The sequence below is a fragment of the Leptospira inadai serovar Lyme str. 10 genome (genome assembly GCF_000243675.2).
GTDB classification, from domain to species: Bacteria; Spirochaetota; Leptospiria; order Leptospirales; family Leptospiraceae; genus Leptospira_B; species Leptospira_B inadai.
The window spans coordinates 323,008-345,861 of sequence record NZ_AHMM02000025.1; the positions used below are offsets into that span (position 1 = coordinate 323,008).

Sequence of the window (22,854 nt, forward strand, 5' to 3'; positions counted from 1 at the left end):
AAGCAGAGAATTTCCAAAGAAAAAGAGCAAAGATAGCATAACGGACTTTTGCATATCAGAAGATCTAGTACTTCATCTTCCCGGCTCCGGATCAAACTAAAATTCGTTCACGTTTATAATCCCGAACGATTATTAAAATCAAATAGTTTATAATTTGAAGCTAATAGTCGCTTTACTACGAAATTCGGAGACCCGGAATCTTGAGAATTCCTTTCTTCGCTCGAATTTTTGTCGGAAAAAACCTAAAGACCGAACCTCCGTATGCCATTGAGGATGCGGATAAAATTTCGCCTTGCCTCGAGCGAGAATTAATCCGCTTGCTCGAAACACTTTGAGGCCCGCCTTTTAGGTGGGCCTTTTTTTATTCGAGTATCTCCCGATCATCCGATTCGATTCTAAACTCGAACGTCTCGCAAAATTCTTTGTCCGCCTTCCGGAGCTCGGAATACGTCGATGCCTTATCTCTTGGAGAGTTTCGGCGAAATTATCATTTTGTAAAATTAAATCCAATCCTTAGGCTGTGATAAGCCGATTCGAATAAAATCTCGGAGGAATCCTCTATATCGCGTTAATGTTTCTCGCTTATTTTGTTCGGCAGGCCGGAAAATACCTTTCTTAGAAAATAGCTTCATGGGCTCTTCTTTGATATCCGACCAAGTTCCCACTTCCAAGGTTAAGGGTAAAAATTTGGCCCCCCATTCTTTTTTATCGGAGTGCACTTCTTTATAATGATCGTAAAACTTATCCCATAGATCTCCATGAGTCGTGTAGCTTTCACTTTGCGGGCCATAGGAGAAATGAATATGCCCGCAATTCTCCCGAAGATGAGCGGTTAGTTTCCGATAAATAGGCGTATCCGGACACGGTTCCTTCGTATACGCATAAGGCCACCAAACATTGTCTACGGTTCCGAAGCCCGAATGCAAATCCAAGACCGGCATGACTGCATCAGGGACTCCGAAAAATTTTTCGTACATTGTTCGAAAAAGAATTCGAGATTCGGGTTCCAGTCCGTGTCCTCGAAAGTACGGGAGCTTATTGGATAATTTCTGACCACCGAAGAACGGTAGAGGTTTTACCGCATCTATCCCCGAATTCCTCATCAGATCGACACCGCCGGGATTCGAACGGGATTTTGCCGCTACACCGCCGGGATTTACTATCGGAATAACGATTAAACCTAATTTTCCTTTTTTAAACTCCGGCAGGTAACCGTTAGATCCGGGATGAATGATATATTCCAAAAAATCCAAAAGAATCTGGATCCCGATCGTCTCTAAACCGTGAACGGCCGCCGTAATTCCGACCGGGTGTTTCGCTAGTCCTTGTTCGGTACCTAACTCGAGACAATAGATCGGAAATCGAAACCCCTCGGAAGTCCTTCGAGAAAATCCGACCTGTCTGAGCTTTGCAAGTTTTCCGCCTAGTTTAGCAATTCTTAATAATCGTTTTTCATAGCGATTTAATTTTTTGAGTCCTCTGAGCAAAGGTTTATCCTCCCGAATTTTCCCGGTCTCTTGAACTTCTTTTCCCGGATTCGAGTCCTCTTTGGACTCGGGACTTCCTTTTCTGTTTGTTGTAGGAATCCCGTACCGACTTCAATTCAGCTTCTGCGCCGAATACATCCATTCACAGTCTGTAGATAATTGCGACACTCCTTTTTTAAGCGACTGGCAATCCGAATCTACGACTTTCCGGAGGCAATGAATCGTCCGTATAAAAGCGGTTTCAGGCGAATCGATTTCCAATCTATAAACGGGAGTTTCCTTAAATTTTTGGATACAGATATCCGGTCGCAACCGTTTTTCTAAAATCGCCTTTTCGTCCATTGTTAAACGATCAATCTCTTCGGAGGCGCAGCTTCTGATTTTCTCGCAATACTTTGCGATCAAGACGAGCCCACTCGAATCCGGTTCGTTAGCCTGATCGCCGCTCCAGAGAGCTTCAATCTCCTGGGATACTTTCCTTTTTTCTTTACATTCGAGTAACAGAAATGATAGCGTCGCCGTAAGAATGATCGGAATGAGCATCATTCTTGGAATAGTGAAAATCGTCCTATTGAATTTCATGTTCGATACTTTGACGGCCAAGTTAATGCCCGTCATTCTTCCTTATCTCTTTTTCGAATCAAGATCTCGATCCTTTCCTGGGAAGCTTTCATTTCTGGCGAAGCGTTTTCGCTCTTACCGATTTTTTTGAAACCGTTGAAAGCTTGCACTGAAATCCGATCTTTCGGAATCCCGTATTTCTCGGACAGGACTTCCGCAACTAAAGTCGCCCTATGAGCGTTGTATTCCCATATACTACGAAAGCCTTGATTTGCGGTTTGATCGGAATACGGAATTTGAACTCTTAAAATCAAATCCACATCCATACCTTGCGTTACTTCGGCGATCTTTTTAAAGGTAAAATCGGTATCCTCATCCGGATGAAACTCATCGCCTTCTCCTAACGCAGGTGTAAAGACTTGGATCCGAATTTCTTCGGTTTCGTTCATCCCTATCATTAACTTCGTTTTTTCCCGCATTTTTTTTAATGCGTAAGAGATCCTTTCCCAAAATCGATACAACTGAGTTCTAGGCTGCAAAAGCGCGTCATCTTCCAGGTTCACTGCCGACCCGTCAAAAAAAGATTCCCCTAGACCGAATCCGCTCCGCACAAGGTCGGCGACCTGCTTGAGCTTATTTTGGTCCACCTGAGAAATCGAATAAAGAATAATGAATAAACCCAAAAGAAGAGTAATCATATCCGCGTAGGTCAAAAGCCACCGATCGCCGTTTTCTTCCGGCTCTTCTTTTCTCCTATATCGGGGAAACCTGGTCCTTCGAATCATATCGCGGACTCCCGAGTGGTTTCCGATCCGAAGGCGGAGTTTAAGTATTGAGTCTCTCTCTCCTCCACTTTTTCGATAAAAGAACTAAATATTTCCGGCGAAACGGGAAGTACCGCGTTATAAGCTTGCTCAACGGAATCGAAAAGTAGGGAAACTCCGAGCAAGGATGCCATAAATCTAGCGGGACGGATCAAGTATGCGGCGATAGGACGATGCGCCAACTCGTAAAAAGTCCGAAGGTTGTGAAGAACGATCTCGAGTTGTTTGATTCGTTCTTGCTTATGCCCGAATGCTCGATACAAATCGTCGTATTCCTCCCGATTCAATTTTTTTCCGTCCCATCCTCTGGCCAAAAGTAATTTGGCCATTTCCCCATCCAACCGGTCGGTCAAGTTATTCAGTTCGATAAGAGTTTCCAAATTGGAACGAGTCGTCTCTTTCATCATGCCTTTCACTTTTTGATAAGTGTCTAAGGCGAGATTCATCCATGCTTCTTTTCCTTCTAAATTATAAATCGTTTCGAAAAAATATTCCACCATCGGAATCGTTTCTTCCAAATGAAAATAATCCGCGTAAAACTTACGAAATCTTTCCACTTGAGAACGCACGATTTCGGTCTTTGCGTGCCTTTGTTTGTTTTCTTCGAAATTCCCCACTAGACGTTTCTTCCTGTTAGAAATTTCCTACTTCGATTTTCCTCTAGTGATCAAAGAAAGAGGATAACTGCGATACCCTTGTTGGTCAAGCTCGGTCTTAACCGAACTAGCTTGTGTCGGAATTTGAACGGTTTCGCGATATGCTTTCGACGTGGAGCGAAATAGAATGTACGGAACTCCGTCGACCTCGGGCGTATATTTAAAACGAACACCATATCTGTGATTTCGCCCCCAGCCTTCTTTAGTGATTTCTAAAAGCGGAACTTTTGCATTTATATATTTGCCTTCCGCAGAATATATACTGCTGCCGATCGAGTACATTCTAACTCCTTCCTTTCCGGAATCGATTTCAAGTTTTCCGGCTTGAGGAAAAGAAAGACTAATATAAGTAGTTCCCGCGTACGAACCTCGGTTCTTAAACCAAACGACTACCTCTCCCGACTCGCCTTTTTTCCACTCGGTCGGCGCTTCGACGCTTAACAATCCAGGAGCGGCGACGTTGGCGATATCGGGGACCATTTCCCAGCCGTTAAAGTTGAAATTTTGCGCGTACGTTCTGTTGCCCGGAAAAACGGTGATATTCTTTTCTTCCTTATTATAAGCGAAATCGGCTCTTTTGGACTTAACTAAAAATTCGTGATCTTTTAATGAAGCCAAACCATCCAGAACTTTAACTCCCTTCCTAATGACAAAAGGAACGGAAAAAAGGCCTATCGGAGGCTCTTCGCTTAATACTTCTAAAAAGAGGGAATTAAATTCGTCTCCCGGCAATTCTTCCATTAGGATTCGCTTAATTACAAAACCCGATCCTTTCGCTTTTTCATCTTCTCCGGGTTTCCAAGATAACCCTTTTGATTCATAATGCATCGGGCCGATATTCAGAAGACTGAACGGTAATTCGAATATAAGCCGCCAGTCATCTTTGTCTTTTTTAAAAATCGTAAGAATCTCCTCGGTTCCATTTCGAACTATGGCAAAAGATTCAAGTTCAGGATCTTCGTCCAAATTTCCGACTTTTTTTAACACGACTTCGGGATGCTTCTCTTCGTCCCCCGAAAGCGCCAGCGAAATAATTTTGGAATCCGAAGGTGTTTTGGAATTACATGAAATCAGAAATGCGAATAGGATGGAAAAAATAAGAATACGATCGAGTGAAAGAAAGAAACGGGAAGAATTCATGCCGGTTACGAAACAGTATCTTCGGAGGAAAAAACTACGTCTATCGATTTCCAGGTCTTAAATCGAGCTCCCGATACCGAGCACGTCTCGAAGAATTCTAGCGTTCGTAGTCCCCTCATACTCGTCCTCGTATTTTCCGAGCTCCGACGCAAACTCGGACGATAGCCCTGCCTTCAATCGAAGCTCCGGGAAATAGAAGGTTCCTTTTGCACGACGAGGAGTAAACGGGTGCGAGATCAGTTTTCTATACTTTTCCCACTGATCGATTCCTTTGGTACCGTCGGAAAAGACGACTTTTACCCCTCTTTTTACGTGCCGAATTTCATCCCGATGAACTTGGTTCATAATCGAAGCCTTTTCGAAGTCTCCAAACTTCTCGAACGCTTTTTTATAGATAAGAGAAAAATCCAAATTCGCACTTTCGAACGAAAGAGCCATCACGGCATAAAATTTCTCTAATGTTTGCATATTAGGAGTTTGTTTCCAGAATATGTAATTCAAGGGTCTATCACCGAAATCCATTCCCCAGTCACGAATGGTCTTTAAATACAATCGAAGATGCATCTGCTCTTCCAACAAAGTTTTGTAAAAACTCTTACGAACGGATGAAGGGACGTCTTGGAATTTTAGAATGGCCCAAGCAAACAACTCGACTGCCATTAATTCGTGGTTAGCAAAATGATGCAGAGAGAGAATTCTGTTCTCTTCTATATTCAAATGTTCCAGTCTCGGAATTTTGGATTTACGATCGGAGAATTCTATTTTACCGGAACGAGTGGGGCGATCCGGCGGAATAAAATTTTCGGAAGGACGATCGATAGGAAACGCATCGGGAGAATAAAGCTTATCTTCCAATTTCCCGGATCGTAGTATAAGATCGGCAAATTCGTTTAACGTACTCACGCTGAGTGTTTTTTTGCATCGAAGGCAAGCTCGATAATGGAACCTCGGATATTGGATTCCGCCGGATCGGAGGAAATCCGCCCTTCTTTGCAATGATAGAGAACCTTAACGGAATCCATCAGTGATTGCATGATCTGCAGTCCCTTACCGAGATTTCTGTGTTGTACGGGCTTCCCTCTAAACGGTAAGATCTCGCATTTGTTCTCCTGGTAATTCTGAACTTTATTCAGAAATTCCTTTAAAGTGGAGGCTTTTGCTTCGCGAGAGACCTCTTCGAGTTTATCCTGCTTTAGGCCCGATCCGTAATCGACGATCCAGAGCGTAAATTTGGAATCTCGTAATACCCATCTGCAAATGATAGTCTCGTTCGAACAACAATTTACGTTAGCCGAAATGGAATTGGTTAAGGCCTCGTCGGCTGCCAATTCTATTTGCTGAATATCCTTGGATAAAAATTTATTTTCTTCCAAGGATTGACGAAGGGCCGTCCGGAAGTCGCGGATGCTCGACAAATCCGGAGGAAGGAACATTACGTAAGAACCGGAATGTTGCCTTACCAGGAGCGAGTCGACTGTGTCCCTCATTTGAATCGGATGTCCCTATATTAGAGATACAGGTTAAAAGGGGTGTTTTGCAACAAAAAACCTTTAACCCAGAGAAATTCCCGCTTCGTTGCTGGTTTTCTCTATTCGTTTGAGTAGCTTTTCCTTACCTAAGAGAGGAAACAGGATGGGTAACTCTAGTCCATGGGCTTTACCTGTGGTCGCTACTCGAATCGGCATAAAAAGCGTTTTGCCTTTTTGTCCCGTCTCTTCGCCTGTTCGCGCCATTAATGCCTTAAAATCTTCATCGGTTTGCGGCAGATCCAGCTGGAGTAGCCGGTAAAATTTTCTTATCACTGCGGGAGCGCTTTCCTGTTTTAAAATCTCGAAAGCCTCAGCCCCTTTTATTTTTAAGTCGGAAAGATAGAATTCGGCGATATAGTCCGGTGCTTGGCGTAAATTATCCAGGTAGACTCGGACGCTATCGACGATGGAGCCTAACTCCGGGTTTTTGGGATTCCTATGCTCTTTCGGAATATCGTCTCTGCCTTCTAAAAACGGTACGAGAGCTTCCGTAATTTGGGTTATCGGCAGTTCGCGTATGTATTTGTTCGATAACCAATTTAATTTGGACTTGGGATTCATCGCTTCCGCAATCTGCTCCAAATTGGAAAAGTTCGTCACGACCTCCTCTTCCCCTGCTTTCGGTTTTTTGAATACATCGAACGTGGAAGGGGATTTGGAACAACGATGAACGTCGAAGATCCGTTTCGTACTGTCTCCCGGTAGATATTCCTGCCCGTCGGGAGAAGTCCAACCGAGCAAGGCCATATAATTTGAGAAGGTTTCCGGTAGATATCCTAGGTCCCGAAAAGCGAGGATGGAAGTAGCACCGGCTCGCTTGGAAAGTTTTTTCCCGTCCATCCCCACGATCTCGGACGCGTGTGCAAACTCGGGTACCGGAAACCCTAAGGCCTCATAGATCAAAATTTGTCTGGGAGTATTGGAAAGGTGACCGACTCCGCGAATCACATGCGAGATTTTCATAAGCCCGTCGTCGACAACGACCGCGTAGTTATAAGAAGGAAATCCATCCGACTTAACGATGATGAAATCGCCGATCAGTTTCGTCTCGAATTTGACCTTACCCTGGATGATATCCTCGAAGATCAGAGTTTTAGAAGGTGTCTTGAATCGAACCGAATAGGGAGTTCCTTCCTTCAGCTTTTCCCGAACTTCCTGCTCACTCATATTGGCGTGCAGGCCGTCGTAAACGTACGGAATCCCCATGGCTTCGGCTTGCTTCTTCTTCGCTTCCAACTCTTCCTGAGTGCAGAAGCATCGGTAGGCTTTGCCTTCCGAGATCAACTTTTCGGTATATTCTTTATAGATGGAAAGACGTTCGGATTGAACGTAAGGCCCATACGGTCCGTCCACGCCCGGACCCTCGTCCCATTCGATTCCAAGCCATTTTAGCGATTCCAAAATCGTCTTAAACGATTCCTCCGTGGAGCGGTTCTGGTCGGTATCCTCGATTCTAAGCAGGAATTTGCCGCCTTGAGACTTCGCATAAAGAAAATTGAAAAGCGCAGTTCTAGCTCCACCGACGTGGAGAAAACCTGTTGGAGACGGGGCGAAACGTGTACGAACTTCTCTATTGTCTGACATTATTTTGATCTGAGAGGATGATGATTGGATAGTTCCTTAAATCGGCCCGAGTGGTAAACGGAATATTGGAAGATGCATCATAAAAAAGAAAACTAGCAAGGGGGGACCCTTTCGTGTTTCTCTGTTTTAGTAGGATCTGAGACGATACCAAATCTTCGGGTAATAACCCCCATGCCCAGATTCCGCCCTTCTCCCTTTTAAATATCCAAATCGGTAAGGCGCCGGCGCTTATCGGAAGCGCAATGAACCCGACTTGGCGATAATCATAATCCGCGTATGGAAACGTTTTACCGGATGGATGAATCAGATCCGTTGTGAGTAGGGATCCTCGAGTGCGAAGATTCTGCCAGACGATCTCCGAACCGCTCCCTAAATTTCTAGATTCTTTGGAAAGCCAAGCTTCGTCCGAGCGTAGATCGAAAACCATGGACCAATCTTCCACCGGAAACCGTTTGGAAAGGATGCCTAGCGAGCTTTGCGGAAACGAATCACCCTCCCAATCCCAAGCTTCGTTCATCTTGGGAACGAAGGAAATTTTTTTCGGATTCGTAGATTCGCCTTCTTCTAATTTAGATACGCCGGAGAGAATTGCCGCTTTGAAACTAAATCTCGGAAATATAATAGTTTTCGGTAAGGAATTTTGAAATTCTTCTTTCGTTTCCCAAAGATCGACTTCCCCCTTCCAAACTCTTTCTTTGGAAGGTTCGGTATTGACTACGATGTAGCGTAGGTTGCTGGGTTGGTTTTGATACGCTTCCGAAGTTTTAGGGACCTGCGATAAATTCCAATAAACCCTAGTCGTTCGAGAATCGTCGACAAGCGGATGATCTCCCTTAATCCAGTCGGGCAATAGGGAGCAAGAACCGAAGACCAAGTTTAGAAAAAGGAATGTGGAGCCGAAAATGATTCGGGTAGGGAAAATTCTAAGATTCAAAGATATTCCAGCCGGAAAAAGGGATTTCATGAAAAAGTTCTGCTTTCCGTCGTTTCTTCAAGGAAAAACCGGGAAATTTTCTTTCCCTCCTACCGTTTCTGCACGAGAAAGGAAGAAAGTCCAAAATCAAGCTGTTTTGAGTCTATTTTAGGACTTTGATTTCCCCGTATTTACTAAAAGGTTGACAGTAAAACTGTCCTAAAATCCCTTGGCATAAAAGTCCTATGAAAGATTCCAATAAATCCAGCAAAGATAACTTTCCGAAAATACCTTTTGAAGATCAAGTTAACGACGACCAGAGGAAATATTCCCGTTATGTTTGCGATTCTAGGGCTATCCCTCACGAAATCGACGGACTAAAGCCGGTTCAAAGACGAATTCTTTGGGCTATGTGGAACTCGGACGCGCGAAATCGTTTTACAAAAACGGTTAAAGTCGCAGGTCTCGCGATGGGATATCATCCGCACGGTGACCGTTCCATCCAAGATGCTCTTTCCCAAATGGCCCAGGATTTCACCTTTGCCAATAATTTCCCGTTAGTCGCCGGAGAGGGAACTTTCGGAGACGTATTGGATCCGAGCGCGATCGCCTCTCCCCGATATACCGAAGTCAAACTTTCGGATTTCGTAAAAGATTTAGGTTTTTTTGAAAGTCTCCCGGACATCGATTATGTAAAAAACTACGATGAGACGGAGGACGAGCCCATACATTTTGTAGGGAAAGTTCCGGTCGTGCTTTTGAATAATATTCAAGGAATCGCCACGGGATTCCGCTGCTTCATTCCCGGTCATAAACTTTCACACGTAATCAATTCCCAGATAAGCTATCTCAAGACAAAGAAACCGATTCCCTTAAAGCCTTGGTATAAGGATTATAAAGGCGAAGTTAAAATGGCCAAGACGGAGGCCGGCAATACTACGATATCCACGACTTTCAATTTTACTTGGGAAGGAGACACTCTTTACCTGACGGATTCTCCGATGAATTGGAATAGGGAAAAAGTAATCAACTTACTGGATGATATTCTGGAGAAAAAAGATACGTGGCTAAAGGATTACGTAGATTACTCCAGCCAAAAATTCAGAATAGAGTTGATTTATAAGAAAGGGGAGAAACCTACTCAGAAGCAGATATTCGAAGTTTTTTCCAAAGAAGATACTCAAACTCTCGCAAACAACGTAATTACCTTCGATGGCCGACTGAAAAATTTCGGCCCGGAAGAAATTATAAAACGTTTCTGTGATTTCCGTAAGACTCATCTTATCCGCCGATTTAAACGACTCTCGGGCTTGGAAGAGGAAAAAATCGAAAGAAACTCGGAATTGATTCGCTTCATCAAAGAAAAATGGAACGAAAAAGTCATCGGTATAAAATCGAAAAAAGATTTCGAAGACAAACTTCAAAAAGCTAAATTCAAATATTACGAGTGGTTGGCATCGATCCCCGTCTATAGAATGACGATCGACGAAGTTCGCAAATGCGAGGAAGCAATTGTCGAAGCCAAAACTGCCCTTTCTCGATACCAAAGTTTGGTAAAAGAGGACAAGAAACTGACCGAATTCATGATCGGCGAATTAACCGAACTCAAGGACAAATGGGATAAGGAATGAGTAGCGCCAAAATCAAAACCGAAAAAAAGCCCGCCGCAAACCAGGAAAGAAATTTTAAGAAACTTTCCAACGTAGAACACGTAAGAATGAGGACCGGAATGTGGCTCGGCCAAAACTCCGCCTCCACGTTTGAGCAGCATTTTTTCCGTAAAGGTAGCGACGGTCAATACGAAGTCGTTCATGAAGAATTGGAAGATGTGCCCGCAAAACTGAAATGTTTGGACGAGGCTTGCATGAACGCCGTCGACGAATATCGTAAAAACCAAAAAGATAAATCCATACCGGAAAAGGACAAAATGTCCAAGCTGATCATACAGTTATCTTCCGATAAAAAAACGGTTAACGTGATGGATAACGGGCGGGGAATTCCCGCTAAAAACGCCGAAGGCGTTTTTCTTCACCTGATGTACGGGGAAAACTTCGACGACCATGTTAAGCAAGACCATGTTGCCGGTCAAAACGGCGTCGGGATTTCTCTGGTGCGAATGGTTTCCTCTTATTTCAAAGTAAAAACCGTCAATGGCGGCGTTTCCTTTAAGAAACTATTTACCTTACACGAGGATGCAAAAAAGCAAATTCGCTCCTACAAACTTTCTAAAGAGGACACCGAACGCGCATTTTTATATTTCGATGAGCACGGTAAATTCGACGACTGTCCCTTGCTTACGAAAGATCAGATCGACAAGCTTATTCCAATATGTAAGAAAACGAATATGATCGAATCCGTGGATAAGGCGACAAAAGAAGAACATGGAACCTCAGTCGAATTCGAATTGAATCCTAAATACTTCAACAGTCTCGATATATCCTTTAATGTGGATCTGATGAAACAGTATCTACAGGACATTGCCATGACCAATCCGGGTCTGGAAGTTCAGTTTGTGCATAAAGGGAAGAAGGATAAATTTAAGTTCAAAAAGGGACTCGACGAAATTTTTTCACATTCCGCGCTGACCTACTATAAAATGGATTATCAAGCGCCCGCCGCCGGATCGCAGCTTCACCTGGAGGCTTATCTGGTCATCGGACAAAATAAAAATCTCACTTGGGTAAATTCCATTTTCGCTCCCCAAGGCGGATCGGCGATCGAATATCTTGAAAATCGAATTTGTGACGAAATCCGAAAAAAGAGCCAGATCGTTTCCTTAGAGAAAAAGTTAAAAACCAGCTGTACGCGTAATGATGTTCGCAATTGTTTTCATATGTATGTGAACATGCGCTTGTTGAATCCGCGTTTTAAATCCCAGGATAAGTCCTATCTAATCAACGATTTGAATGAGGATATTCGAAATGCGGTGGATAAGCATTTGGATAAGTTCATTAAAAAAACGGCATTATTGGAAGAAGTCAAACTCCAAATGGAAAAGAGGACTCAGCTAAAAGCTTTTGAAGACGCCCAACGCGGTTTAAAGAAAGCCAGTAAGATGAATATCCCAAAGCTGATGCCTCCGACGGGAAAACCGGGCGATCCGGGAAGAGTTCTTTTTGTAGCGGAAGGTGATTCGGCAATAGCGGGTCTACGTCCGGCGAGGAACCCCAAGCTGCACGGTTTATTTCCTCTTCGCGGAAAACCGATGAACTGCAAAGGAGTTTCCTTGGCAAAAGCGATCGCAAACGAAGAGTTAAAGAATATCGTGGCGATCCTCGGATTACCCTTGAACGAAAAAGTTAAATCCATAGACCAGCTCAATTACGAAAAAATAAGCATCATCACGGATGCGGATTTCGACGGATATGCGATTCGTTCCCTAATGCTTTCCTTCTTTTATGAATATTGGCCGGAACTTTTCGAACTGGGATTCATCCACATTTCTAGTGCTCCTTTGTACGAAGTAGACGTGAAGATGGGCGATTCAAAAAAGGCCGAAACCGTTTTCTGTATCGACGATAAGGATTATGATGATTTGATCAAACGGGTTCAGAAATCCGGCGGACAAATCGTTCGTAAAAAACGAAACAAGGGTCTCGGAGAAACCGGTAAAGAAGCCATGAAATTTGCCGTCGAAGAATGCATGACCAAAATCGTGATCGGAAGTAAAAAGGAAGCCTCCAAAATTCAAAATCTTTGGTTCCATAAGGATTTCGCCGAGCAACGCCGGGACGCGATTTCAGAATATGCAATGAGCGTTATCGAAGACTAAAATTCGGTCTTACGATCCCCGCGAATTAGGCGGGGAAAATATTATCGACCGTTCGTTTAACAAAATCAATCGAATCGACGATAATGTGCTTAGCAATTCCGAATATCGGGGAAGGCTTTTCGCCTGTTCTAGACTAAATTTACCGCTTTAATTGCGGAAGATAATGCTGCCTCGACCGTTCCCGTAATCTCGCCGGTATGCTCTCCCGCAAAAAAAATTCGATCAAACGGTTTCCTCAGACTAATTTCCGAACCGAAACTTCCCGGGGGAAAGGTTGCGATCCCGGAAGGCAGGTATTCTTTTCCGAGTTCGGAAAAATAGAAACGTTGAATCTGTAAATCTTTCTTTAATCCCAAACGTCCTAAAGCCAATCGAACATAGTCGATTTTCTGATCCTGGGAAGCCGATTCGAAAACCGAATATCGATCGCCGTTCGCTATCATTCCCAGTACTTTATCCGGAGAACTCGACTTGGTCCCTGCGTCGTACAAGAATTGGGCGGCACTATCTGAATAGACCGAAAACGGCGACGATTCCCACGGGGACTCCCGTAATATTAAAAATAATTTATATATTTGGGAATATCTTACTCGAAGTGCCGATAGCAATTTCTCCTTATCAAGCTCCGGATTCCATTTTACGGAAGAGACTTGATTTGCAGGAAGGGTGCATACGCAGGCATTTCCGACAAATTTCCTGCCTGAATCCGTGGTAACGGAAACTCCGAACTCGCCTTGATCGACGGCAAGAACCGGGTCTGAAAATACGAATTCCGTATTTTCTATATTCAACACGAGTGTTTTTGCGATGTTCTCCATGCCGCCCTCCACTCGAGCGTTACGAACCGGGAACTGCGCGAGATCCGTAAGAACTTTCTGAGCGGATAATACTCGGATCGAATCCCCGTAATGCAACGATAACTTAAACCCTAGCAGAGTTAAGTCCTCCGGAGACATTCCTTGGTATAACAAATAGTTATAGAAACTGATCCGATCCAATCCCTGTTGTTGGGCCGTATTCATTTTAGAATTTAACCCGATTAATTTATTCAGGATTTCTTGCGATTTACCGGAAATTTCCCAAGTACCGAATTTCTTATAGGTTCCTTGGAATAAATCGGGTTGCAAGACTGCCGACGAAAGTTTAAGACCTAATTCTCGAACCAAACTTTTTACGGTCTTATCTTCCGCCGAAACCCATTCGGCACCTAGATCCACTATATTACCGGATGAATCCGCAATCGATCGAACTCTTCCGGCGACTCTATCCGTCGCTTCGAGTAATACGACCTTATAACCGGTCTTTCCTAACAGGTACGCCGAATATAATCCGGCAAGGCCGCCTCCTAACACGATGACTTTTTTATTACCGCTAGGAGAAGCCGATTGGGCTCTTAATACATTCTTGCCCATACTTAACAATGTCGCTGCTGTCAAAGCACCGGCTTTTAGAAAGGAAGATCGAGAAAACTTCATATCGATTGGCCTCTAGTATTTTGAACGCGGCAAAAAGGGAGAACCGCTATATTTAGTTTCGGCTAGTTGGATCGGTTCTTATCGATTTTATTGCTTATATAGTGTCGATTTTACTTTAGTCAATTTATTTCATTCGGAGCGACCATCGTCGGATTCTTTGCTCCAGCTTCTTCGGCGACGACTCCGGGACAAGTTTCTCTTGGCTCTCGATTCCTTGATTTGCGCCTTCTTCCATAAACCGTCTCCCCTGAAGAAGCCGATTAGCAGCTATGTTATACTTTCTTGCCACTAAAGAAACCGAATTTCCCGGGCTCACAGGTCTCCTTAATTATTTGAGTTCTTTCAGGGTTTGTCCAATGACGTTTACTACGACCGGACGTAATTGTTTGGATCTCTTCTTTACCATCAGCGCTATTTGGAGCATCACTACTATTATTTAGAGCTAATTATACTGCATGGTTTTCAAGAATGGAGCTACAATCGTAACGTTTGACTAAAATCACGTTACGCAAGTTCAGGAACATAAGTCGGATTTTTTTTCCTTGCAAATGCGGCTAGCGAATCATCCTCTGATATTACGCTTTCAGGGAGGAAGTCGGGTTAAAATCCCGCGCTGACCCGCAACTGTGATGTCCATTTTTATAAATGGAACGAGCCAGATCTTCCCCGTGATACCGCACCTCGAGGTTAGGTAGTATCCGCAAATCTCGCCTTTGCACGCCTGTGCTTCCGCGAAGGGGCCCCGAAAGCTGAATAGATCGGGGCTCCCGAACGGCAAAGAAAGCAAAAGATTTTACTTCAAAATGATCGAATTGTTTTCCGTTCGTCGGACGATTGCGATGCGACTTATTCCGCAAATCGATAGTCCTCCCGATCGACAAATTTCAATGAGGAAAAATAATGAAAATCACAAGTATTACGATAAAAGCAGCGATTGTACTGATTACGATGTCCGGTTGCTTTTTTGATGAGAAAAAAAACAACGATAACAATACTACTTTGACCTCCCTACTGTATGTAGCAAATATCACGCCCGCACCTTCAGGAACCTGGTTTTTTTATAACGCGACTCCGACGTACGCCGGGCAAACAAATCCATATACGTTAGATGCAGGTACGATTAAACAAGGAACCTATATAATTAACTCCTCGCAAGTTATCGTGACATACAACGGATTTTCCGCATCTAAAATGAATGTAAAACTTGTGAATAACGGTCGCTCCGTCGTTTTCGGGCAGCTAACCTCCGATGCACAGTTCGGCGCCAATCAATACCTTTACTATATGTGGACTTTCTCCGGCGGTTATTATTATGTTTGCCCTGATTTGAATTCATATAAGAACACGTTGCAAGATGTGATGACCGATTTTAACAATCTAACCACCGCTCAAGTTGATCGCACGAATTTAGTCAGCGGTTGCTTCGGTTCTGTCTGGAGCCGGCTACAAGCCAATTGAAAGACTCGTTTCAGACCCGTTCCTATTTTATGGAGGATAAGGTTCGCATGAAGAATTCGTTTTTTCTTTATTTTCTCAGTGTAAGCCTGCTGATCGGCTGCGATAACAAAGGAGGTTCAGGCGGAGATTCTGCATCAGCGTTTGCCCTCCTTCAGTTGCTCCAAAACGGAACGGGCACGTATAGCTTCTGTCGAAATTATAGCCCTGCAGAATCGAATAGTGTGTTTGTAGCAAATCAGGTAATCCTTGCACCCGCTCATACCGGCAACGGTTTTCGGGACTCGTACTGCGCAGCAAACGGAATTCGCGGAATCGATAAGTTTAACGGTTCTCTCGACGTATTTACGCTCGATACCTCCGGCCCCGGTGCTACGCTGATTCTAGGTTGGTCAGGTAAGAAAGTGTTACCTGTATCGGGAATCGACTTTATCGCCTATGAAAATCCGTTTTTCATAGGCGCGCAAAACAATACGAATCCGTTTAACCAGGTTTTTTTAGAGCCGATGGTAGTCGAAGTCGGAAATGATCGATCGAATTGGTGCGGCTGGAATCCCGTTTACACGAACGGCAATCCGAATTCCTTTTCGGAAGATCCTTCCGTCTGGTCCCGATTCGGAGGAATCACACCGTTCGTGTACAATCAAGAAACGAATCCGATGACGGTAGCCTCCATCTATAACACCGACGTGGTTCATGGCGGTGGGGGCGGCGATGGATTCGATCTGGCGGACGCGAATTTTGGCGCATCCGGGAGCGGCTGCTCCGGTTCTTTAAAAACGGATCTTCAAACGAACGGCTTCACTTATATTAAATTGACCTCGGCCATAGTATTAATGCCGAGTTTGCCTATTCCGGTGGGGAACGGGAGTCCCGACATTGACGGAGTGATCGCGAAAAGTATCAGTCCGTAGGGTCGACTATTTCTCGGGACGAAATCCGAAAATCTTCGTGCGAACTTTCTATCTATCTTTAGTTTCGGTTGAAGGCATATTATGTTTCGATTCCTTCGACAAGAACTTATTATCTTTTTATCATCCGTTCGCTTTAATACTAGACTCGAAGTTCCCGCTTGGGTGAAACACTCCGACGAATTACTAGCATCTTCGACCCGATATTTCCCTCTCGTCGGCTGGATCGTCTCTGGAATCACGACTATCGTGTTCTACGGGAGCTCCTTCCTTTTCCCCATAAGCGTCTCGGTCGTGTTAGCCATTTCGGCCTCCATTTTGTCCACCGGAGCTTTTCATGAGGATGGCTTCACCGATATGTGCGACGGTTTCGGCGGCGGATGGGAAAAGGAACGAATATTAGAGATAATGAAAGATAGTAGGATCGGTGTGTTCGGCACTATCGGTATCATATTAATGCTTCTTCTAAAATTCGCTTGCTACATCGCCTTAGCCGAATCATCCTTCCTAGTTCTCTTTTTTGGAATCTGGATTTCGCACTCCTCCAGCAGATTTTCCGCAAATGTAATGGCAAAGCTCATACCGTATGTAAGAGAAGATCAGCTTTCTAAAGCAAAGCCCATCGTAAAATCGATGAAGTTATCGGATGTCCTTTTGTCCGGGATTTGGGTCTTAGGTCCGATCACATTTTTTTTATATTATTCCGGAAAATTTTCAAACCGTATAGCGATTATTCTTTCGTTATCTTTCTCATTGCAAGCTTTAGGAGTTTTTTACCTGCGAGGCTTTTACAAAAAATGGATAGGGGGATATACGGGAGATTGTTTAGGCGCAGTACAGCAAATAACCGAAATCCTGTTTCTATTGGCGCTCGTTGCAATATGGAAATATTATTAATTCGTCATACGACACCCGAGGTGGAGCCGGGTACATGCTACGGTTGGACGGATTTAGGCCTTCCGATTACCTTCGAGGAAGACGCACGTAGATTATCGAAGATTTTACCGTCTCGAGCGAATTCGGTACGTACAAGTCCTTTATTTAGATGTTTTAGTCTAGCTGAATTTTTAAGTAAACGTTGGGAAGAGGCAGGCAAGGCACCGGCTTGGAAAGTCGACTCTCGAATCCGTGAATTAAATTTCGGCTCTTGGGAGGGGCGATTGTGGGAGGAAATTCCGAGGAGTGAAACCGATCATTGGATGGAAAACTATGTTCACCGTTCACCTCCCGGAGGAGAATCGTATGTCGAACTCAGAGACCGAGTAATGCATGCTTGGAACGAAGCGTTGGCGGAAGGTAGGGCGTGGGAAAGGCTTAGAAAAGAGGAAGGCGATCCGAGCGAGTATCGGGAAGTTTGGATCAGCCATGGTGGAGTGATTCGATGCATTGCCTCTCACGTTCTAGGATTCCCTTTAGAAAATGCCTTTCGATTGGTTTTAGATTATGGAGCTCTCTCCATAGTCCGAATCCGTTTCGGAGAAACGGATTCTTATCCGCAATTTATTTCATGGAACCGGAACGCTTTCTAAGCCGTTTTTTTAATATTTATGCCGGAAGATCTCAGGCTTTTGAGAGTTGATCCGATAAGAAGAATAAGCGGTCGAATCGTCAATGCTCCTTCTAAATAATACGGCACTAGAAAGGCGCCGAACGTTCGGAATCGTCATCGTTCTCCTTTATCTTTTTTCCCAAGGAATTTTTTCCAAAGACTCCAATCAGGATGCCGGGTCCGAACTTTCTCTCCCGAACACGAAAACGGATGCGAAATTATTCGTTTTGGATGCGAGCGGATCCATGAACGAATATCTAGGTATTTATCAAAAAATCCATCTAGCCAAAAAGCATGTGAAGCACTTTGTGGATAGCCTACCAGAATCCGCGGAAGTAGGCTTAATCGCATACGGCAACCGCTTACCAGGATGCAAATCCTCGAAATTATATCAACCTATGGAAAGCGGAAACAAAGCTCAATTTCGCAATAAACTTTACGGACTAACGCCTTCCGGAGCGACTCCTCTTGCCGAGTCTATTCGCGTTGCCGGGGAATATATCTCCCGTCGAAAACAGTCGACTGAACTGATTCTCATCACGGATGGAATAGAAAGTTGTTATGGAGATCCCGAGAAGGAATTAAGAATTCTGCAACAAAAGGGCATCAATTTTCATCTTAACGTGCTCGGGCTCGGCTTAAAGCCGGAAGAAAGAAACGTTATGCGGTCCTTGGCCCGCCTCGGACAGGGGGCATATTATAATGTAGAAGGCGATGCGGATTTTTATTCTGCGATGGAGGATCTTTTAAAGAAAGGGACCGTTTCGATAACGAAGCAAAGAATAGAACCAAAGCAGAATTCGGACACCGGCAAGATTAGGATTTTAAGTCAAAGCAGGATGGAAATCGAAAACGGAAAAAATCGATACACAATTTCATTCGATTTTCATAATTCGGATTCTTCCAGTCATTGCGTCGTTCTTAATCTGAAAACTCAAGAAAGTCCGTCCTCGAAGGTAAATCGATCGAATGAAAATCGCGTTTCAAATCCGGAATCGATTATTAAAATTGAAAACCGGTGCTTTCAATCCGAAAAGGGGACCGGTCAGTTTGAATTCGACGCAACTCGACAAGAAATTATTTCGGCAGAATTGGAACTATGGGATATGTCGGGGGTTCCGCGGGCCGTTGGACGAAGCGAAAACATTGACATAAGCCATTAAGGTAAATTTAAATCCTGATCGCTCGGATAGCTTACTCTATATTCCAACTGGATTTCTCTTTTCCCGGAGGGAGGGATTTCCAAAACCCACTCGTAAATCCCCGAGTTGGGTCTAAACTCTTTCGCTCCCGGGGTGGTTCTATCGGAATCTATTTCGACCTTTACGCTAGCAAGTTCCGAAATAGGAACTTGATCTCTGACGAAAACCGACTTGGATTCTTTCCCGAAATTTTCTAAGGTCAGATAAACGCGCTTTTCGATCACTTTCTGGGTTGAGATCAATCCTTCTTTGGTATTATTAGATTCTTTTCGATATGAAAGCCGAAGACTTCCCTCTGTACCTAAGGAAACCGAAACGTTTTCGCCAGGACTCGTATACGAAATCTTGGTAGTACCGATAAGTCCCGAATTCCTGAATAAAGAAACTTCCCCCGGAAGGATCGGGAATTCGCTCGGATTTTGAAATGTAGCCTCCAATAACGGAAAGGGTTTATATCTTGGAGACGCGATAGTTCTGACTTTTATTGGAATGTTAAACGAACTCATTTCCAACTTTCTAGATTCGCGTTGAGAAGGTAAACTAACCGTTTTGGGTAAGCGAAATAAAAAACCTCCTCCTCGTTCGGAGGTCGTGGGAGAAGTTCTACCCGATTCTTCGTCGACTAATCCCTCCGCCATTTGCGCAGGCGTGCTAGCCTGGCTTTGCGCACTCAGGACTTCTTTCTTGTCGGCTACTTCCTGATCGAAGAGACGTTGAGGATATAAACGATTTCTTCTTTGCGATAAATCCGGCCGGGTTGTGGAAAGCAGGAGTCGAACTCCTTTCCAATCTTCTCCCGTTTCCTGTCTTACCTCGGACAAATATTCGAATTGGGCTTTTTCGGAGGAATCATTTGCGGTTAAAATATAAGTCGGTTTCCAATTTGCATTGGGAACCAAGTAACTCAATCTTAAATCGATCGTCTTAGATTCTTTCGACGTATTCACTATTTGAATCCAAGTGTTCCTCGTACTCTTTTCGGCCTGCGAAAGTAGAACGGAAAGTTGCGCCTTTACCTCGTCTAGTTCGCTTTGAATTTTAATTTTGCTTCTTTCGATTTTTTCCCAAGATGAAAATAAAACGAAGGACTCTTCCCTGTTTTTCCGTAAATAGGTTCCCCAATTTTTTCCGTCGGATTCCACTTTGCCGTATAAAAGATTACGGCTAATTGTGTCCGAGACCTTATTGCGTAGTTCCGTCAAAAGTCCCTTTTCCGACTTCAAATCGTTTTCCTTTGCGACGACCGTTTCCAATTCTTTTTGCAAAGTCACGATTTTCCGCTGAAGAAGCGCGACCTCAGGATTGGATGCGGCAGTTCCTTCCTCTTTCCAAGTCCTGGTGCCGGTCACCTCCGCCAGATTCGAATCCGTACCGGCCATTAAACTTTCTTCCAATAATGAAACCGGCAAATTTTGAATTTGAACCCGATTCGTACCCGGTGCTAATTGTACTTTACCGACTCTTAATATTTGAGCGGTTCCTTGGTGAACCGTCACTTCTTGAATGGCAAGGTCGGCGCCGACGGCAAACGTATCATTTGAGACCATCAAAACCGTTAGCGAAGCGGCAAAAAAGTTTATTAAAGTATTATAATTCATATTTTTATTCCACCGATAGGATATTAGTAGGATCCGCTACCTTGCGAATCTCGAAGTAAATTATTGGCCGGATAGGACACGGTGTATTCGAATTCGATTTTCTTAACGGCACCGGCAGCCAGGTCCATTTCGTAGGTAAGAATTCCATCATCCGTTTTATCGGGTCTTTCCGAGCCGAGGGACCATTTGATATCGACACTATCATCGACCGTATAAGGAACTCTATCTATCACTCTGATTAAGATCTTTCTTTTCTTATTATTCTTTATCGAGATCGATACTTTATGCCGGACGGTTTTACGCTTGGAAATCAAGCCGGATTTATCCTCGAATTTCTCCTCTCTCCTCACGATTTTCACGTCCCGGTCCGGACCTAATTCGATTCGAATTTTTTCTCCGGGTTTCAATGTGGACACAGAGGTGGTTCCTAGGAGATTCTCTCCGGAGTAAATCTCCAAAGGTCCGGAAAGAAGCGGTTCCCTTTCCAAATTAGTGGAAACGACCGTTAAATACGCTTCTTCTCCGGTTATCGGGGAAGATTCGTAAGCCGGAGAAACCGGAACGATTCTCTTTCTTAAGAAGACACGATTCAAAGTTTTATCGGAGGGAATTCTTTCAAAGGATTGCGCTATATAACGAAAATCGAATCCTTCCGACGAAAGACCCGGTGCGACTAAATTATAAACGTATTTACGATCCGAATTCAATTGGGACGATCGATTCAGTAAAGTCTGTACCTGAGATTCGATATCTCTTAATTCTTTTCGAGAACTTTCGCGCAGACCCGAAAACCTACGCAAAGCCTCTTTTCCGTATCGTATCGAGTCTTCGTAGGATCCGCTTTCAAAGAGACTTTTTTGATTCGCTAATTCTCCGCGGAGCTGATCCATATTTTCCTCGACCTGAAGCGAATTGGAGCGATCCTTAAAATTACTTTCTATGATTGCCCTGGATTTTTCCAACGGACTCTCGGCCTGATCGTCAATATCGTCCTGCTTCGTTTTTGAAGCTTGGGGTCTTGAACTCCGCTTCTTAGCTTCTTTGGCAGGTTTAGACATAACCGGAGCTCCCGTAGAAGGAGAACCTTTGGCCTGTTCGTTGTAAACATTTTGATCATTCGCATGATATGAATCTTTATCTCGATTAACTACGACTTTAGAAGAGATTCGTAATTCACGATAGTCCGGCAAATCGACATCCTGATTCGGATTCGCGGTGGAAAATTCGAGTCGAACACCGTTCCAGTCTTCCCCGGTTTCGTTTCGAACCAAAGCGTACCAACCTAACTCGGCTTCCGTTCCGCTCGGCTTGAGATCCAGAGTATAGCGAGGATACCAGATAGCACCGCGAATCAGATATTTGTACTCGATACGATACGTGGTTGCAGTCTCTATTTCCGCTTCCAAACGGATTTCTTTCCGACGGAGAATGTCACCTTGCGCAAGATGCTCCAACTTTGCCGTTACGATATAGAATTCCTCTCGAAGGCGATCTAGCTCCTCCAGCTTTGCCAATCTAAGTTTCGTATTTTCTTCGGCAAGGTCCGAATAGGTTTTGCGAAATCCTAAAAAAGAATCCGAATCAACCTTCTCGATTACTCCTTCTTCTTCGCGAAATGCAGGGCGAATGGACCGTAAGCTCGTTTCCCAATCCAATAACTCTTGCACTTCCTTGGATCTCGTTCCTAACGAAAGTAACAAGGCATCCTTTCTTTTTTCTAATTCTTCGCTCTCTTGAGATTTAAATCTCTTGGATACCTTTTCCAGTACGCGAACGCCTCGAATCTTGAACTTTTTATTCGGATCGGAAAACGAAACGGAAACGCTTTTATCCAAAATGTTGGAAGGAACTTCTCCCAAACTCACTTCGAAGGCCCCTGCTGGAAGTTTAATTTCGGCGACTCTCTTTGCATATGCAAAGTCGGAATATAGAAGGACCGACTCTATACGAGAATTGGCCGTAGCCATGGCCGTCTTAGGCGATGAATTCCCTTGGGTATCCGCAACAGGTGAATCTTCAGAATCTTGCGATTTTCCATCCCGAGGCCATACTAAGCCGCCAAGAACGATGAGGATAATCGGGGAATATTTGCGAATCAGTCGAGGCAAAGAGGACATAGGTTCATTAGGAGATACGCCAATAAACCGTTCGTCAATTTATTTTCCGAGGAGATATGGTACCGGAAACCGTGTAATCGA

At 44.1% G+C, this 22,854-nt stretch carries 19 protein-coding genes; 7 read left to right on the forward strand and 12 right to left on the reverse strand.

What is annotated here, in order from left to right; all coding sequences use genetic code 11:
• Positions 1-500: 500 nt before the first annotated feature.
• The 9 genes from LEP1GSC047_RS17275 to LEP1GSC047_RS17315 form a co-directional block, all read right to left on the reverse strand.
• Positions 501-1,487: a M14 family zinc carboxypeptidase gene (locus tag LEP1GSC047_RS17275; RefSeq protein ID WP_010416934.1), complete on the reverse strand. Its 987-nt coding sequence runs from the start codon at positions 1,485-1,487 to the stop codon at positions 501-503.
• A 111-nt stretch (positions 1,488-1,598) separates the two neighbouring features.
• A complete protein-coding gene (locus LEP1GSC047_RS17280; protein ID WP_010416933.1) occupies positions 1,599-2,105 on the reverse strand; it encodes a hypothetical protein in 507 nt (168 codons plus the stop codon).
• Entirely contained in the window at positions 2,102-2,833 is a 732-nt protein-coding gene (locus LEP1GSC047_RS17285; protein WP_010416932.1) for an OmpA/MotB family protein, read from the reverse strand. Before LEP1GSC047_RS17285 ends, LEP1GSC047_RS17280 begins: the two co-directional genes overlap by 4 nt.
• On the reverse strand, positions 2,830-3,489 hold the full coding sequence (locus tag LEP1GSC047_RS17290) for an FFLEELY motif protein (protein ID WP_010416931.1): 660 nt from the start codon (positions 3,487-3,489) through the stop codon (positions 2,830-2,832). The genes LEP1GSC047_RS17285 and LEP1GSC047_RS17290 overlap by 4 nt, the downstream gene beginning before the upstream one ends.
• 27 nt (positions 3,490-3,516) lie before the next feature.
• Positions 3,517-4,668 (reverse strand): LIC13341 family surface-exposed protein, encoded by a 1,152-nt coding sequence (locus LEP1GSC047_RS17295; RefSeq protein ID WP_010416930.1) that lies wholly within the window; start codon positions 4,666-4,668, stop codon positions 3,517-3,519.
• A gap of 57 nt (positions 4,669-4,725) precedes the next feature.
• A complete protein-coding gene (locus LEP1GSC047_RS17300; RefSeq protein ID WP_010416929.1) occupies positions 4,726-5,571 on the reverse strand; it encodes a DUF455 family protein in 846 nt (281 codons plus the stop codon).
• The gene (locus LEP1GSC047_RS17305; protein ID WP_039935454.1) at positions 5,568-6,155 is read right to left on the reverse strand and encodes an ATP-binding protein; all 588 of its coding nucleotides are present in this window, start codon (positions 6,153-6,155) and stop codon (positions 5,568-5,570) included. The genes LEP1GSC047_RS17300 and LEP1GSC047_RS17305 overlap by 4 nt, the downstream gene beginning before the upstream one ends.
• Positions 6,156-6,218: 63 nt before the next feature.
• On the reverse strand, positions 6,219-7,781 hold the full coding sequence (gltX, locus tag LEP1GSC047_RS17310) for a glutamate--tRNA ligase (protein WP_010416927.1): 1,563 nt from the start codon (positions 7,779-7,781) through the stop codon (positions 6,219-6,221).
• On the reverse strand, positions 7,768-8,745 hold the full coding sequence (locus tag LEP1GSC047_RS17315) for an LIC_13346 family putative lipoprotein (protein WP_010416925.1): 978 nt from the start codon (positions 8,743-8,745) through the stop codon (positions 7,768-7,770). The genes gltX and LEP1GSC047_RS17315 overlap by 14 nt, the downstream gene beginning before the upstream one ends.
• Positions 8,746-8,939: 194 nt before the next feature.
• Here LEP1GSC047_RS17315 and LEP1GSC047_RS17320 point away from each other — a divergent pair, with 194 nt between their 5' ends.
• Both LEP1GSC047_RS17320 and LEP1GSC047_RS17325 read left to right on the forward strand, forming a co-directional pair.
• Positions 8,940-10,325: a DNA gyrase subunit A gene (locus LEP1GSC047_RS17320; RefSeq protein WP_010416923.1), complete on the forward strand. Its 1,386-nt coding sequence runs from the start codon at positions 8,940-8,942 to the stop codon at positions 10,323-10,325.
• Entirely contained in the window at positions 10,322-12,466 is a 2,145-nt protein-coding gene (locus LEP1GSC047_RS17325; RefSeq protein ID WP_010416921.1) for a toprim domain-containing protein, read from the forward strand. Before LEP1GSC047_RS17320 ends, LEP1GSC047_RS17325 begins: the two co-directional genes overlap by 4 nt.
• A 128-nt stretch (positions 12,467-12,594) precedes the next feature.
• On the opposite strand, the gene LEP1GSC047_RS17330 is transcribed toward LEP1GSC047_RS17325, so the two are convergent.
• The gene (locus tag LEP1GSC047_RS17330; protein WP_010416919.1) at positions 12,595-13,941 is read right to left on the reverse strand and encodes a flavin monoamine oxidase family protein; all 1,347 of its coding nucleotides are present in this window, start codon (positions 13,939-13,941) and stop codon (positions 12,595-12,597) included.
• Between the two features lie 900 nt (positions 13,942-14,841).
• On the opposite strand from LEP1GSC047_RS17330, the gene LEP1GSC047_RS17345 reads away from it, so the two are divergent.
• The 5 genes from LEP1GSC047_RS17345 to LEP1GSC047_RS17365 all read left to right on the forward strand — a co-directional run bounded on the left by LEP1GSC047_RS17345 (position 14,842) and on the right by LEP1GSC047_RS17365 (position 19,019).
• Positions 14,842-15,399: an LIC13354 family exoprotein gene (locus LEP1GSC047_RS17345; protein ID WP_010416911.1), complete on the forward strand. Its 558-nt coding sequence runs from the start codon at positions 14,842-14,844 to the stop codon at positions 15,397-15,399.
• 47 nt (positions 15,400-15,446) lie between these two features.
• Positions 15,447-16,310, forward strand: a complete 864-nt coding sequence (locus LEP1GSC047_RS17350) for an LIC_13355 family lipoprotein (protein WP_039935728.1) — start codon at positions 15,447-15,449, stop codon at positions 16,308-16,310.
• Positions 16,311-16,391: 81 nt separating this feature from the next.
• Positions 16,392-17,204: an adenosylcobinamide-GDP ribazoletransferase gene (locus tag LEP1GSC047_RS17355; protein WP_010416904.1), complete on the forward strand. Its 813-nt coding sequence runs from the start codon at positions 16,392-16,394 to the stop codon at positions 17,202-17,204.
• Complete coding sequence (locus LEP1GSC047_RS17360) at positions 17,189-17,836, forward strand: histidine phosphatase family protein (RefSeq protein ID WP_010416900.1); 648 nt, start codon at positions 17,189-17,191, stop codon at positions 17,834-17,836. The genes LEP1GSC047_RS17355 and LEP1GSC047_RS17360 overlap by 16 nt, the downstream gene beginning before the upstream one ends.
• Positions 17,837-17,918: 82 nt before the next feature.
• The gene (locus LEP1GSC047_RS17365) at positions 17,919-19,019 is read left to right on the forward strand and encodes a vWA domain-containing protein (RefSeq protein ID WP_010416898.1); all 1,101 of its coding nucleotides are present in this window, start codon (positions 17,919-17,921) and stop codon (positions 19,017-19,019) included.
• Here LEP1GSC047_RS17365 and LEP1GSC047_RS17370 read toward each other — a convergent pair.
• Together LEP1GSC047_RS17370 and LEP1GSC047_RS17375 are read right to left on the reverse strand one after the other, a co-directional pair.
• A complete protein-coding gene (locus LEP1GSC047_RS17370) occupies positions 19,016-20,656 on the reverse strand; it encodes a mucoidy inhibitor MuiA family protein (protein WP_010416895.1) in 1,641 nt (546 codons plus the stop codon). The two genes, LEP1GSC047_RS17365 and LEP1GSC047_RS17370, sit on opposite strands and share 4 nt — an antisense overlap.
• A 23-nt stretch (positions 20,657-20,679) precedes the next feature.
• Entirely contained in the window at positions 20,680-22,773 is a 2,094-nt protein-coding gene (locus LEP1GSC047_RS17375; protein ID WP_010416892.1) for a DUF4139 domain-containing protein, read from the reverse strand.
• Positions 22,774-22,854: the final 81 nt, after the last annotated feature.

Excerpts from the sequence above, each read along its gene's own strand:
- LEP1GSC047_RS17280 (WP_010416933.1), bottom strand. The coding sequence starts at position 2,105 with ATGACGGGCATTAACTTGGCCGTCAAAGTATCGAACATGAAATTCAAT.
- LEP1GSC047_RS17285 (WP_010416932.1), bottom strand. The coding sequence starts at position 2,833 with ATGATTCGAAGGACCAGGTTTCCCCGATATAGGAGAAAAGAAGAGCCG.
- LEP1GSC047_RS17295 (WP_010416930.1), bottom strand. The coding sequence starts at position 4,668 with ATGAATTCTTCCCGTTTCTTTCTTTCACTCGATCGTATTCTTATTTTT.
- LEP1GSC047_RS17305 (WP_039935454.1), bottom strand. The coding sequence starts at position 6,155 with ATGAGGGACACAGTCGACTCGCTCCTGGTAAGGCAACATTCCGGTTCT.
- gltX (WP_010416927.1), bottom strand. The coding sequence starts at position 7,781 with ATGTCAGACAATAGAGAAGTTCGTACACGTTTCGCCCCGTCTCCAACA.
- LEP1GSC047_RS17315 (WP_010416925.1), bottom strand. The coding sequence starts at position 8,745 with ATGAAATCCCTTTTTCCGGCTGGAATATCTTTGAATCTTAGAATTTTC.
- LEP1GSC047_RS17320 (WP_010416923.1), top strand. The coding sequence starts at position 8,940 with ATGAAAGATTCCAATAAATCCAGCAAAGATAACTTTCCGAAAATACCT.
- LEP1GSC047_RS17325 (WP_010416921.1), top strand. The coding sequence starts at position 10,322 with ATGAGTAGCGCCAAAATCAAAACCGAAAAAAAGCCCGCCGCAAACCAG.
- LEP1GSC047_RS17330 (WP_010416919.1), bottom strand. The coding sequence starts at position 13,941 with ATGAAGTTTTCTCGATCTTCCTTTCTAAAAGCCGGTGCTTTGACAGCA.
- LEP1GSC047_RS17345 (WP_010416911.1), top strand. The coding sequence starts at position 14,842 with ATGAAAATCACAAGTATTACGATAAAAGCAGCGATTGTACTGATTACG.
- LEP1GSC047_RS17350 (WP_039935728.1), top strand. The coding sequence starts at position 15,447 with ATGAAGAATTCGTTTTTTCTTTATTTTCTCAGTGTAAGCCTGCTGATC.
- LEP1GSC047_RS17355 (WP_010416904.1), top strand. The coding sequence starts at position 16,392 with ATGTTTCGATTCCTTCGACAAGAACTTATTATCTTTTTATCATCCGTT.
- LEP1GSC047_RS17360 (WP_010416900.1), top strand. The coding sequence starts at position 17,189 with ATGGAAATATTATTAATTCGTCATACGACACCCGAGGTGGAGCCGGGT.
- LEP1GSC047_RS17365 (WP_010416898.1), top strand. The coding sequence starts at position 17,919 with ATGCTCCTTCTAAATAATACGGCACTAGAAAGGCGCCGAACGTTCGGA.
- LEP1GSC047_RS17370 (WP_010416895.1), bottom strand. The coding sequence starts at position 20,656 with ATGAATTATAATACTTTAATAAACTTTTTTGCCGCTTCGCTAACGGTT.
- LEP1GSC047_RS17375 (WP_010416892.1), bottom strand. The coding sequence starts at position 22,773 with ATGTCCTCTTTGCCTCGACTGATTCGCAAATATTCCCCGATTATCCTC.